Source organism: Citrobacter sp. RHBSTW-00570, assembly GCF_013739755.1.
GTDB classification, from domain to species: domain Bacteria; phylum Pseudomonadota; class Gammaproteobacteria; order Enterobacterales; family Enterobacteriaceae; genus Citrobacter; species Citrobacter braakii.
Map to the genome: position 1 here is coordinate 4,193,124 of NZ_CP056399.1, position 12,065 is coordinate 4,205,188.

The 12,065-nt window shown below is 54.5% G+C and carries 10 protein-coding genes and 1 riboswitch; of the genes, 7 read left to right on the plus strand and 3 right to left on the minus strand.

Annotation, left to right across the window (positions count from 1 at the left end; genetic code table 11):
* Positions 1–87: 87 nt before the first annotated feature.
* From sgrR to thiQ, 4 genes are all read left to right on the plus strand, one after another.
* Positions 88–1,743: an HTH-type transcriptional regulator SgrR gene (gene sgrR / locus HV237_RS19950; RefSeq protein WP_016155682.1), complete on the plus strand. Its 1,656-nt coding sequence runs from the start codon at positions 88–90 to the stop codon at positions 1,741–1,743.
* Positions 1,744–1,982: 239 nt separating this feature from the next.
* Positions 1,983–2,085, plus strand: a riboswitch (TPP riboswitch).
* Positions 2,086–2,118: 33 nt separating this feature from the next.
* A complete protein-coding gene (thiB, locus tag HV237_RS19955; RefSeq protein WP_047358335.1) occupies positions 2,119–3,102 on the plus strand; it encodes a thiamine ABC transporter substrate binding subunit in 984 nt (327 codons plus the stop codon).
* On the plus strand, positions 3,078–4,688 hold the full coding sequence (thiP, locus tag HV237_RS19960; RefSeq protein ID WP_047358336.1) for a thiamine/thiamine pyrophosphate ABC transporter permease ThiP: 1,611 nt from the start codon (positions 3,078–3,080) through the stop codon (positions 4,686–4,688). The genes thiB and thiP overlap by 25 nt, the downstream gene beginning before the upstream one ends.
* Positions 4,672–5,373 carry a thiamine ABC transporter ATP-binding protein ThiQ gene (gene thiQ / locus HV237_RS19965; protein ID WP_016151677.1) on the plus strand — a complete coding sequence of 234 codons (702 nt, stop codon included), beginning with the start codon at positions 4,672–4,674 and terminating at the stop codon, positions 5,371–5,373. Before thiP ends, thiQ begins: the two co-directional genes overlap by 17 nt.
* Before the next feature lie 49 nt (positions 5,374–5,422).
* Here the strand turns inward: thiQ and HV237_RS19970 are convergent, their stop codons facing one another.
* Positions 5,423–6,190: a DedA family protein gene (locus tag HV237_RS19970; RefSeq protein ID WP_047358337.1), complete on the minus strand. Its 768-nt coding sequence runs from the start codon at positions 6,188–6,190 to the stop codon at positions 5,423–5,425.
* Positions 6,191–6,309: 119 nt separating this feature from the next.
* A complete protein-coding gene (gene araC, locus HV237_RS19975; RefSeq protein ID WP_003018834.1) occupies positions 6,310–7,155 on the minus strand; it encodes an arabinose operon transcriptional regulator AraC in 846 nt (281 codons plus the stop codon).
* Positions 7,156–7,494: 339 nt separating this feature from the next.
* Here araC and araB point away from each other — a divergent pair, with 339 nt between their 5' ends.
* Genes araB through araD form a run of 3 tightly spaced genes read left to right on the plus strand, consistent with a single transcriptional unit; the run spans position 7,495 to position 11,470 of the window.
* Positions 7,495–9,204, plus strand: a complete 1,710-nt coding sequence (gene araB / locus HV237_RS19980; protein WP_181541588.1) for a ribulokinase — start codon at positions 7,495–7,497, stop codon at positions 9,202–9,204.
* 10 nt (positions 9,205–9,214) lie between these two features.
* Positions 9,215–10,717: an L-arabinose isomerase gene (gene araA, locus HV237_RS19985; RefSeq protein WP_016155678.1), complete on the plus strand. Its 1,503-nt coding sequence runs from the start codon at positions 9,215–9,217 to the stop codon at positions 10,715–10,717.
* 57 nt (positions 10,718–10,774) lie between these two features.
* The gene (araD, locus tag HV237_RS19990; RefSeq protein ID WP_047358339.1) at positions 10,775–11,470 is read left to right on the plus strand and encodes an L-ribulose-5-phosphate 4-epimerase; all 696 of its coding nucleotides are present in this window, start codon (positions 10,775–10,777) and stop codon (positions 11,468–11,470) included.
* Between the two features lie 47 nt (positions 11,471–11,517).
* Here araD and HV237_RS19995 read toward each other — a convergent pair whose 3' ends face one another.
* Positions 11,518–11,898: a DUF4751 family protein gene (locus HV237_RS19995; RefSeq protein WP_047358340.1), complete on the minus strand. Its 381-nt coding sequence runs from the start codon at positions 11,896–11,898 to the stop codon at positions 11,518–11,520.
* Positions 11,899–12,065: the final 167 nt, after the last annotated feature.

The window sequence follows — 12,065 nt, forward strand, 5'->3', positions numbered from 1 at the left end:
CGTTGTCTCATCGCTTCATCGGAATCTATTATTGGCTTAATATAGGGATAATAAAATTGCTGAGTTTTTCGCAGGAGTTCCCCTTTTATGTCTTCTGGTCGTCTGCAACAACAGTTCATCCGTCTGTGGCAATGCTGTGACGGCAAAACGCAAGACACGACGCTGAACGAGCTGGCGGAGCTGCTGAGTTGTTCGCGCCGCCATATGCGTACCCTGCTCAATACCATGCAAGAACGCGGCTGGTTAACGTGGGAAGCCGAAGTTGGGCGAGGTAAACGCTCGCGCCTGACTTTCCTATATACCGGGCTGGCACTCCAGCAGCAGCGGGCAGAAGACCTGCTGGAACAGGATCGCATCGATCAACTGGTGCAGTTGGTCGGTGACAAAACGGCCGTACGACAGATGCTGGTTTCGCACCTGGGGCGCAGTTTTCGCCAGGGGCGGCACATCATGCGCGTTCTCTATTATCGTCCCATGCACAACCTGCTTCCCGGTACGGCGCTACGCCGTTCAGAAACCCATATCGCCCGGCAAATCTTCAGCGCCTTAATTCGGGTAAATGAGGAAAATGGGGAACTGGAAGCGGACATCGCCCATCACTGGCAGCAGATTTCACCTTTACACTGGCGATTCTTCCTGCGTCCGGGGATTCATTTTCATCATGGCCGCGAACTGGAAATGGAAGATGTCATCACCTCGCTGATGCGCATTAACGCCCTGCCGCTGTACTCGCACATCACGCAGATCGTTTCTCCCACGGCCTGGACGCTGGATATCCATCTCGCCCAACCCGACCGCTGGCTTCCCTGGCTATTGGGGCAAGTCCCCGCCATGATCCTGCCGCGAGAATGGGAGACGCTCAGCAACTTCTCCAGCCACCCAATTGGCACTGGTCCCTATGCGGTGATGCGCAATACCAATAACCAACTGAAAATTCATGCATTTGATGATTACTTTGGCTACCGGGCGCTGATCGACGAAGTTAACGTTTGGGTTTTACCCGATATCGGTGAAGAGCCTGGCGGTGGGTTGACGCTAAAAGGCCCCACGGAGGATGAAAAGGCGATCGAAAGCCGCCTCGAGGAAGGATGCTACTACCTGCTGTTTGATGCGCGCACCCACCGTGGCGCTAATCAGGAGGTTCGCGATTGGGTTAGCCGCGTTCTTTCGCCAACCCATCTCATCTGCCACGCCGACGAACAGTTTCAGCGACTGTGGTTTCCCGCCTACGGTTTGCTCCCCCGCTGGCACCATGCCAAACCCGGCCATGGTGAAAAACCCGCCGGACTGGAAACGCTGACGATCACCTACTATCGCGATCACATCGAACATCGGATTATCGCGCAGATCATGAAGACGTTGCTGGCAGAGCATCAGGTACAGTTAAATATTCAGGAGATCGACTACGATCAATGGCATGCGGGTGAAATCGTCAGCGATATCTGGCTCAACAGCGCCAATTTTACCCTACCGCTGGATTTCTCGCTGTTCGCCCATTTGTGCGAAGTCCCGTTACTGCAAAACTGTATCTCGCGGGACTGGGAAAACGATGCGGCCCGCTGGCGAACGGGCGAAATGAGCCTGGCGGCATGGTGCCAACAGCTGCTCGCCACAAAGGCCATTGTGCCATTAATCCACCACTGGCTGATCATTCAGGGACAGCGCAGTATGCGCGGGTTACGCATGAATACCCTCGGCTGGTTTGATTTTAAATCAGCGTGGTTTGCACCACCGGATCCTTAGATCCGGCTCTTGATTGCCGCATAGCAACAAAATCATTACACTAACGCCGTTCTCAACGGGGTGCTAAATAAAAACATACACAAAATCATTCACGCTGCATCAGGGCGGCAAGCGAGTGAGTCCCCAGGAGCATAGATAACTATGTGACTGGGGTGAGCGACAAATCTGCCGGGAGCAGATTTGAACGCTGCTTGCAGCGGCCCCGAAGGGGCGAGGCCCGGAGATGGGCCGAGTAACGCAGCCAACACAGAGGCAGCGTGAATGATGAAGTGTATGGGCTGAGAGATACCCGTCGAACCTGATCCGGATAATGCCGGCGAAGGGATTTGAGGCTGCAACTCAAGTCCTTTGCCACCCAACTTTATGAGGTGCAAAGTGTTTAAAAAATGTCTTCCGCTTTTACTGCTGTGCGCAGCGCCTGCTTTCGCCAAACCTGTACTGACCATTTATACCTACGACTCGTTCGCAGCTGACTGGGGCCCGGGCCCGACAATAAAAAAAGCCTTTGAAGCTGACTGCAACTGTGAACTGAAACTGGTCGCGCTGGAAGATGGCGTCTCGCTGCTTAACCGCCTGCGCATGGAAGGAAAAAACAGTAAAGCTGACGTCGTACTGGGCCTCGATAACAACCTTCTGGAAGCCGCCACCCAAACCAAACTGTTTGCCAAAAGCGGTGTAGCAAGTGAAGCCGTAAACGTGCCCGGCGGCTGGAAAAACGATACCTTCGTTCCGTTTGATTACGGCTATTTCGCCTTTGTTTATGATAAGAACAAGCTGAAGAATCCGCCCAAAAGCCTGAAAGAACTGGTAGAGAGCGATCAAAAATGGCGCGTCATTTATCAGGACCCGCGTACCAGCACGCCGGGGCTGGGCCTGCTGCTATGGATGCAAAAAGTCTATGGCGATAAGGCACCGGAGGCCTGGCGCGCGCTTTCGGCAAAAACCGTCACGGTCACCAAGGGCTGGAGTGAAGCCTACGGCCTGTTCCTGAAAGGCGAAAGCGACCTGGTACTCAGCTACACCACCTCTCCGGCCTATCACATCATCGCCGAGAAAAAAGACAACTACGCCGCAGCCAACTTTAGCGAAGGCCACTATTTGCAAGTGGAAGTCGCCGCCCGTACTGCGGCCAGCAAACAGCCGGAACTGGCCGAGAAATTCCTCAAGTTTATGGTGTCTCCAGCCTTCCAGAATGCGATTCCGACCGGCAACTGGATGTATCCGGTAACCCCGGTCGCCCTGCCTTCTGGATTCGAGCAACTGAATAAGCCAGCCACCGCGCTGGAATTTACGCCGCAGCAGGTTGCGGCTCAACGCCAGGCATGGATTAGCGAATGGCAACGCGCCGTCAGCCGTTAATTTCCGGCTGGCTGGTTCCAGGGCTTACCGCCGCCACGCTGATGGTGACCGTTGCCCTGGCCGCGTTTCTGGCGCTGTGGTTTAACGTCCCACGGGGGGAGTGGCGCTCACTGTGGCAAGACGACTACCTGTGGCACGTGGTGCGCTTTTCTTTCTGGCAGGCTTTTTTATCCGCAGTGCTGTCGGTCATCCCGGCGATTTTCCTTGCCAGAGCGCTCTATCGCCGCCGTTTTCCAGGACGACTGGCGCTGCTGCGCCTGTGCGCGATGACGTTAATCCTGCCAGTGCTGGTCGCGGTCTTCGGTATTCTTAGCGTGTACGGTCGTCAGGGCTGGCTGGCCTCGATCTGGCATACATTCGGGTTGGAATGGACGTTTTCGCCGTACGGTCTGCAGGGCATTCTGCTGGCGCACGTCTTTTTCAACCTGCCGATGGCCAGTCGTCTGCTGTTGCAGTCTCTGGAGAATATTCCCGGCGAACAGCGACAGTTAGCCGCTCAGTTAGGTCTGCGCGGCTGGCATTTCTTCCGCTTTGTTGAATGGCCGTGGCTGCGTCGGCAAATCCTTCCCGTCGCGGCGCTCATCTTTATGCTCTGTTTCGCCAGCTTCGCCACCGTTTTGTCGCTGGGCGGTGGACCGCAGGCCACTACCATCGAGCTGGCAATTTATCAGGCGCTGAACTTCGATTACGATCCCGCCCGCGCCGCCATGTTGGCGTTGATCCAGATGGTTTGTTGTTTAGCGCTGGTGCTCTTCAGCCAACGTCTGAGCCGCGCCATTGCCCCCGGTACCACGCTGGTTCAGGGCTGGCGCGATCCCGACGATCGTCTGCACAGCCGCCTGGCAGACGCGCTGCTGATTATTCTGGCCCTGCTGCTACTGCTGCCGCCGCTGCTGGCGGTAATTGTCGATGGTATTAACCGCCATATGCTGGATGTTCTTAAGCAACCTGTACTGTGGCACGCACTGGGAACCTCGCTGCGCATTGCGCTGGCGGCAGGTGCGTTGTGCGTAGTTCTCACCATGATGCTGTTATGGAGCAGTCGTGAACTGCGTGCCCGACAGCAGGTGCTGGCAGGTCAGATGCTGGAACTTAGCGGCATGATGATCCTCGCCATGCCGGGCATCGTGCTGGCAACCGGCTTCTTTCTGCTGCTCAATAACACCATTGGACTCCCCGAATCAGCCGACGGCATTGTCATTTTTACCAATGCGCTGATGGCGATCCCTTACGCGCTGAAGGTGCTGGAAAACCCAATGCGGGACGTCACCACCCGCTACAGTATGTTGTGCCAGTCGTTGGGAATTGAGGGATGGTCGCGCCTGAAAGTGGTTGAACTTCGCGCCCTGAAGCGCCCGCTGGCGCAGGCGATGGCTTTTGCCTGCGTGCTGTCGATTGGCGATTTTGGCGTGGTCGCGCTATTTGGTAATGAGGATTTCCGCACCCTGCCGTTTTATTTATATCAGCAGATTGGCTCTTATCGCAGTCAGGATGGCGCAGTTACGGCGTTATTGCTGCTGATCCTGTGCTTTACGCTGTTTACCGTTATTGAGAAATTGCCGGGTCGAAATGTTAAAACTGATTGATATCACATGGCTTTATCACCATTTGCCGATGCGCTTTACGCTGTCGATCGCGCGCGGTGAGCAGGTCGCGATCCTCGGGCCCAGCGGCGCCGGGAAAAGTACGCTGCTGAATCTGATCGCCGGCTTTCTCACGCCTGCCAGCGGTACCATGTTGATTGAAGGTGAAGATCACACCGCCACGCCTCCCTCACGTCGCCCCGTTTCGATGCTGTTTCAGGAAAATAACCTGTTCAGCCACCTGAGCGTGCAACAAAACATCGGCCTGGGCCTTAACCCGGGATTGAAGCTGAATGCATCGCAGCGGGAGAAAATGCATCACATCGCCCAGCAAATGGGAATTGACTCACTGCTGGAGCGCCTCCCCGGTGAGCTTTCCGGCGGTCAGCGACAGCGCGTAGCGCTGGCGCGTTGCCTGGTGCGGGAACAACCCATTTTGCTGCTTGATGAACCGTTCTCTGCGCTCGATCCCGCGCTGCGCCAGGAGATGTTAACGCTGGTTGCCGAGGTCTGTCGCGATAAACAGCTTACGTTGCTGATGGTGTCCCACAGCGTAGAAGATGCGGCGCGAATTGCGTCCCGTTCGATTGTGGTCGCCGACGGGCGCATCGCCTGGCAGGGCAAAACGGATGAGTTATTAAGCGGTCAGGCCAGCGCCTCGACGCTCTTGGGCATCAAAGCCGAGTGATTGATTTCCCAGGCCGGATAAGCGTCAGCGCCATCCGGCAAAAGAATCGTCAGAAACCCACGACTTTACGCAGAATATCAATATACACCGGCATCAGCGGATGGCGCAGTAACGCCACCAGCGCGACCACGCCGATCCCAAGCGTCAACGGCGCCAGATACAGTAAACGGCTGCGGGGGAAATACGCGGTTAAGCGATCGACTGCCGCTTTGCCGCTACGCCACAGTCGCCAGCAAAACCAGCCCCCTACCCATAGCAACAGCGCCGTCGCCAGCAGCAACCATTTAAAATCCCCGCTCTGCATCTCAGAAGGAATATCAATTGCCGCCCCCGCCAGGATCCCCGGCAGGAAGTAGAACGGCGGCCACAGCACGCAGCCAATAATATTCGGGACGATAAATTTAGCGACAGGCAGATCCAGCATGCCCGCCACCATTGGCACCAGCGGACGCGTCGGTCCCACAAAACGCCCCACCAGAATGGTAAACATGCTGTGCTGATGCAGCGCGTGCTCGGTTTTATCCAGCAACGCCTTGTTCTTTTTCATGAACGACCAACGGTGCAGCGGCTTTTTAAAGCGCCAGCCCAACCAGAAAGAGATCCAGTCCCCCAACAGGCAACCCATGATGCCCGCAAGCCAGGCATGCCAGAAGTTCAGTTCGCCACTGCCAATCAGCGCCCCCAGCCCCGCCATCATCACGGTACCGGGCAGAATCAGACCAACCAGCGCCAGTGACTCCAGAAAGGCCACCAGCAGTACGGCGATCAGGGAGTACAGGGCGGACTGAAGAATAAAGTGTTCCAGCAATGCTTGCATAATGTGTCCGTCAGATTTACGAAGCAGGGATTTTGATAACTCGTCTCAACTTCGTCAAGCCATCAATTGTCTGAATAGATTGCGAGTTATGACAACTTTCAGGACACATCATTCACTTTTTATTCACATCCGGCGCGAAACTCGCTCGGACTGGCGCCAGTACATTTTTTGAAAACGCGAGAAAAATAGAGCTGATCGTCAAAGCCAACATTGCGCCCCACCGTAGCAATGGGCATACGAGTGGTACTCAGCAATAGCTTGGCCTGGCTGATACGCTGATCCTCGCGCCAGCTTAATACGCTGATACCCAACTGCTGACGGAACAGATGCGACAAACGGGAAGGCGACAGGCAGACGTGCTGTGCGACGCTGGCAATATCAAAATTACTGTCCGCCAGGTGATCGCTGATGTACTGGCAGGCGTCGCGCACGCGGTTGTCCATGGGGGGATGCAGCGATTCATTAATGGCTTCCATACGGCGGAGCAATAACTGTTCCAGTAAATTAATCGCCAGCAGTTCGGAATAGCGACCTTCTCCCTGCCCGGCGTTAATTATCTGCCCAAACAGTTCGTTAAAATGCGGCTGATGTGCTTCATCCGGACGAAAGAATCCAGTCTGGGCAAAAATGGCCGGCCAGGTCAGCCACTCCTGCCAGTAGGCGCGTGGGCGAAAGTAAACCCACTGGTGATACCACTCACTGGCATCAGGATGGCGTCCGTAGTGGTGAATTTCTCCGGGCGGAAACAGCAAAATATCGCCAGGCCGACAGACAAATTGTTTGCCCTGATTATTGATAACCCCTTCGCCACGGATAGTGAGATTGAGGATATAGCCCTTCATACCCAGCGGCCTGTCGATAAAAAAATCCAGGTATCCGTTCGCCTCGATGGGTGTTAATCCGGCCACCAAATGCGCGTTAAACGAATAACCTGGCAGCAGGGGATCGTTTTGCGTTTCAGCCATAATTTCAATACTCCCTATGTTCTGCTAAGAAACAATTTGTCCATATTACGCCAGACATCATTGCCGTCGCCCCTGCGGGCCGCTGTGTTTGCGGTAATGGACCATCAACCCCGCTTGTGAAAAGCACTTTGTAAAAAATATGTACTGCGCCAACGTTAAAATCGGCTAACAAAAGTGTCTATAACTACGGCAGAAATGTCCACATTGATTATTTGCACGGCGTCACACTTTGTGATGCCACAGCATTTTAGTCCATAAGATTAGCGAATCCTGCCTGACGGTTTTTATCCCTACTAACTACTGTTTATCCATACCCGTATTTTTGGATGGAGTAAGACGATGGCGATTGCAATTGGCCTCGATTTTGGCAGTGATTCAGTACGCGCTTTGGCAGTGGAATGTGCTACCGGTGAAGAAATCGCCACCAGCGTAGAGTGGTTCCCACGTTGGCAGGAAGGGCAGTATTGCGATGGCCCAAACAACCAGTTTCGCCATCATCCACGCGACTACATTGAATCAATGGAAGCGGCGCTGAAAAACGTACTGGCCGAACTGAGCGTTAAACAGCGTGCGGAAGTGGTCGGGATTGGCGTTGACAGCACCGGTTCAACCCCGGCCCCCATCGATGCCGACGGCAACGTACTGGCGTTGCGTCCGGAGTTCGCTGAAAACCCAAATGCAATGTTTATCCTGTGGAAAGATCACACCTCAGTAGAAGAAGCTGAAGAAATTACCCGTCTGTGCCACACACCGGGCAAGATCGATTACTCCCGCTATATCGGCGGTATTTATTCCAGCGAATGGTTCTGGGCCAAAATCCTGCATGTGACCCGTCAGGACCACGCGGTTGCCGAGGCCGCGGTTTCGTGGATTGAACTGTGCGACTGGGTTCCGGCCCTGCTCTCTAATACCGTACGTCCACAGGATATTCGTCGCGGTCGCTGCAGCGCCGGGCATAAATCCCTGTGGCATGAAAGCTGGGGTGGTCTACCGCCAGCCAGTTTCTTTGACGAACTCGACCCCATCCTCAACCGCCATCTGCAATACCCGATGTTTACCGATACCTTCACAGCCGACCTGCCGGTTGGCACCCTGTGCGCCGAGTGGGCGCAGCGTCTGGGGCTACCGGAAAGCGTGGTGATTGCAGGCGGCGCTTTTGACTGCCATATGGGCGCGGTCGGCGCGGGCGCACAGCCCAATACGCTGGTGAAAGTCATTGGCACGTCGACCTGCGACATTCTGATTGCTGACAAACACAGCGTCGGCGAGCGCGCGGTGAAAGGCATTTGCGGCCAGGTTGATGGCAGCGTGGTGCCGCATTTTATTGGCCTCGAGGCAGGCCAGTCCGCGTTCGGCGATATTTATGCCTGGTTTAGCCGTGTGCTGAGCTGGCCGCTGGAGCAGCTTGCCACGCAGCACCCGGAGCTGAAGACCCAGATTAAAGCCAGCCAAAAACAGCTGCTACCAGCGCTAACCGAAGCCTGGGCGAGAAATCCGTCGCTGGATCATCTGCCGGTGGTGCTCGACTGGTTCAACGGTCGCCGTACGCCCAATGCCAACCAGCGTCTGAAAGGAGTGATTACCGATCTGAATCTGGCAACCGACGCGCCAGCGCTGTTCGGCGGTCTGATTGCCGCCACCGCCTTTGGTGCACGCGCCATCATGGAATGCTTCACCGAACAAGGCATTGCGGTTAACAACGTAATGGCGCTAGGCGGCATCGCCCGTAAAAATCCGGTCATCATGCAGGCCTGCTGTGACGTGCTCAACCGTCCGCTACAGATTGTCGCTTCAGACCAGTGCTGCGCACTCGGTGCGGCTATCTTTGCCGCCGTTGCCGCGAAAGTACACACCGATATTCCAGCCGCTCAGCAACAGATGGCAAGCGCCGTGGAAAACACGCTGCAACCTCGACCAGAGCAAGCTCAACGTTTTGAACAGCTTTACCGCCGCTACCAGCAGTGGGCGGTTAGCGCTGAACAACAATATCTTCCGACTGCCGCTCCGGCGCAACAAACCCCGGTAGACCAGGCAACCCTGACACATTAAGGACACGACAATGACGATTTTTGATAACTATGAAGTGTGGTTTGTGATTGGTAGCCAGCATCTGTATGGCCCTGAAACCCTGCGTCAGGTAACCCAACATGCCGAGCACGTCGTTAACGCGCTGAATACTGAAGCTAAACTGCCCTGCAAACTGGTTTTAAAACCGCTGGGTACTTCACCTGACGAGATTACCGCTATTTGTCGTGACGCTAACTACGATGATCGCTGCGCAGGTCTGGTGGTCTGGCTGCACACTTTCTCTCCGGCCAAAATGTGGATTAACGGTCTGACTATCCTCAACAAGCCGCTGATGCAATTCCATACCCAGTTCAACGCCGCCCTGCCGTGGGACAGCATTGATATGGACTTTATGAACCTGAACCAGACCGCGCACGGCGGCCGTGAGTTCGGCTTCATCGGCGCACGTATGCGTCAGCAGCACGCCGTAGTCACCGGTCACTGGCAGGACAAACAAGCGCACGAACGCATCGGCTCCTGGATGCGCCAGGCCGTGTCCAAACAGGATACCCGCCATCTGAAAGTCTGCCGTTTTGGCGACAACATGCGTGAAGTCGCGGTCACCGATGGCGATAAAGTCGCTGCGCAGATCAAATTCGGCTTCTCGGTAAATACCTGGGCCGTAGGCGATCTGGTGCAGGTAGTGAACTCCATTAGCGACGGCGAAATCAACGCGCTAATCGATGAGTATGAAAGCACCTACACCATGACGGCGGCAACGCAAGTCCACGGTGAGAAACGTCAAAACGTACTGGAAGCGGCCCGTATTGAACTGGGGATGAAGCGCTTCCTGGAACAGGGCGGATTCCACGCCTTTACCACGACATTTGAAGATTTACACGGCCTGAAACAGCTCCCGGGTCTGGCCGTACAGCGTCTGATGCAGCAAGGCTACGGCTTTGCGGGCGAAGGCGACTGGAAAACCGCCGCTCTGCTTCGCATCATGAAGGTGATGTCAACCGGTCTGCAGGGCGGCACCTCATTTATGGAGGATTACACCTACCACTTCGAGAAAGGCAACGATCTGGTGCTCGGCTCGCACATGCTGGAAGTATGCCCGTCTATCGCGGTGGAAGATAAACCGATCCTCGACGTTCAGCATCTCGGCATTGGTGGCAAAGACGATCCCGCTCGTCTGATCTTCAACACCAAAACTGGTCCGGCAGTCGTTGCCAGCCTGATCGATCTTGGCGATCGCTATCGCCTGCTGGTTAACTGCATCGACACGGTTCAAACACCGCACTCCCTGCCGAAACTGCCGGTGGCTAACGCATTGTGGAAAGCCCAGCCTGATCTGCCAACCGCATCTGAAGCCTGGATCCTGGCCGGTGGCGCGCACCACACCGTCTTCAGCCACGCGCTGGATCTGAACGATATGCGCCAGTTCGCTGAAATGCACGATATCGAGATCGCCGTGATCGACAACGATACCCGCCTGCCGGCCTTTAAGGACGCGCTGCGCTGGAACGACGTCTATTACGGTTTTAAACGTTAATTATGTTGTTGCCGGATGGCTCTGCGCTTGCCCGCCATCCGGCACAGAGGAATCAACATGTTAGAAGATCTCAAACGTCAGGTGCTGGAAGCCAATCTGGCGTTGCCTAAGCACCACCTGGTTACCTTGACCTGGGGGAACGTGAGTGCCGTCGATCGCGAGCGCGGCGTGTTTGTGATAAAACCTTCCGGGGTCGATTACAGCGTTATGACCGCAGAAGATATGGTCGTAGTCAGTATCGCCACCGGTGAGGTTGTAGAAGGTACGAAGAAACCCTCCTCCGATACCCCAACGCACCGTCTGCTGTATCAGGCATTCCCGACCATTGGCGGCATTGTTCATACCCATTCGCGTCATGCAACCATCTGGGCGCAGGCGGGCCAGTCGATTCCAGCCACGGGTACCACTCATGCGGACTATTTCTACGGATCGATTCCCTGCACACGGAAAATGACCGAGGAAGAAATCAACGGCGAATATGAGCGGGAAACCGGTAACGTGATCGTTGAAACCTTTGAGAAACAAGGCATTGACGCTTCGCAGATGCCTGGCGTGCTGGTGCACTCTCACGGTCCGTTTGCGTGGGGAAAAAACGCCGAAGATGCGGTACACAACGCCATCGTGCTGGAAGAAGTCGCCTACATGGGGATCTTCTGTCGCCAGCTCGCGCCGCAATTGCCGGATATGCAGCAAACCCTGTTAGATAAACATTACCTACGTAAACACGGCGCAAAAGCCTACTACGGCCAGTGAAAACAATCTGAGCGCGCCCGGAATCTCGGTGACGCGCTCTCTGGTTATTACTTTATATATTCCGCAAACGCACTTCGATACACACAGTTATTAGCACAAACGTATTTAATCACGTTGTCATAATGTCCCTGCGCCTCTTCACCATCCAGTGAATGAAAGAAAATGTAATCTGTAATCGTTGACTGCCAGCGCTGTCCATTCAACAGATAATTAATCACCGTATCACGATGACCATTTATTCTGTCATGCCCTTGCCAGTGAAAGAAAGCATTCCCACGTTCAATAACCTCAGTACGCCAAATTTGACCTGACCACGTTCTATACTCAATATATTGACTTACTGATTTAATTGTAGGGTTAGATAACTGAGTATTAACAAATAAATAGTGATCATATCCTACCTGTAACGCCTGAGTATAAATATCCATAATAGGCCTCCATAACACTACGCACCCAAGCTATTGATATAAAACACCCGAGCTATCAGATGAATAAAATTATATTCAGCGATAAAAGCAAATTATACAGAGAGATATTCCCGACGAAATCGAACCGAAAATCCGTTTTTATCCAGACAATAGCAAGCCATAAAAAT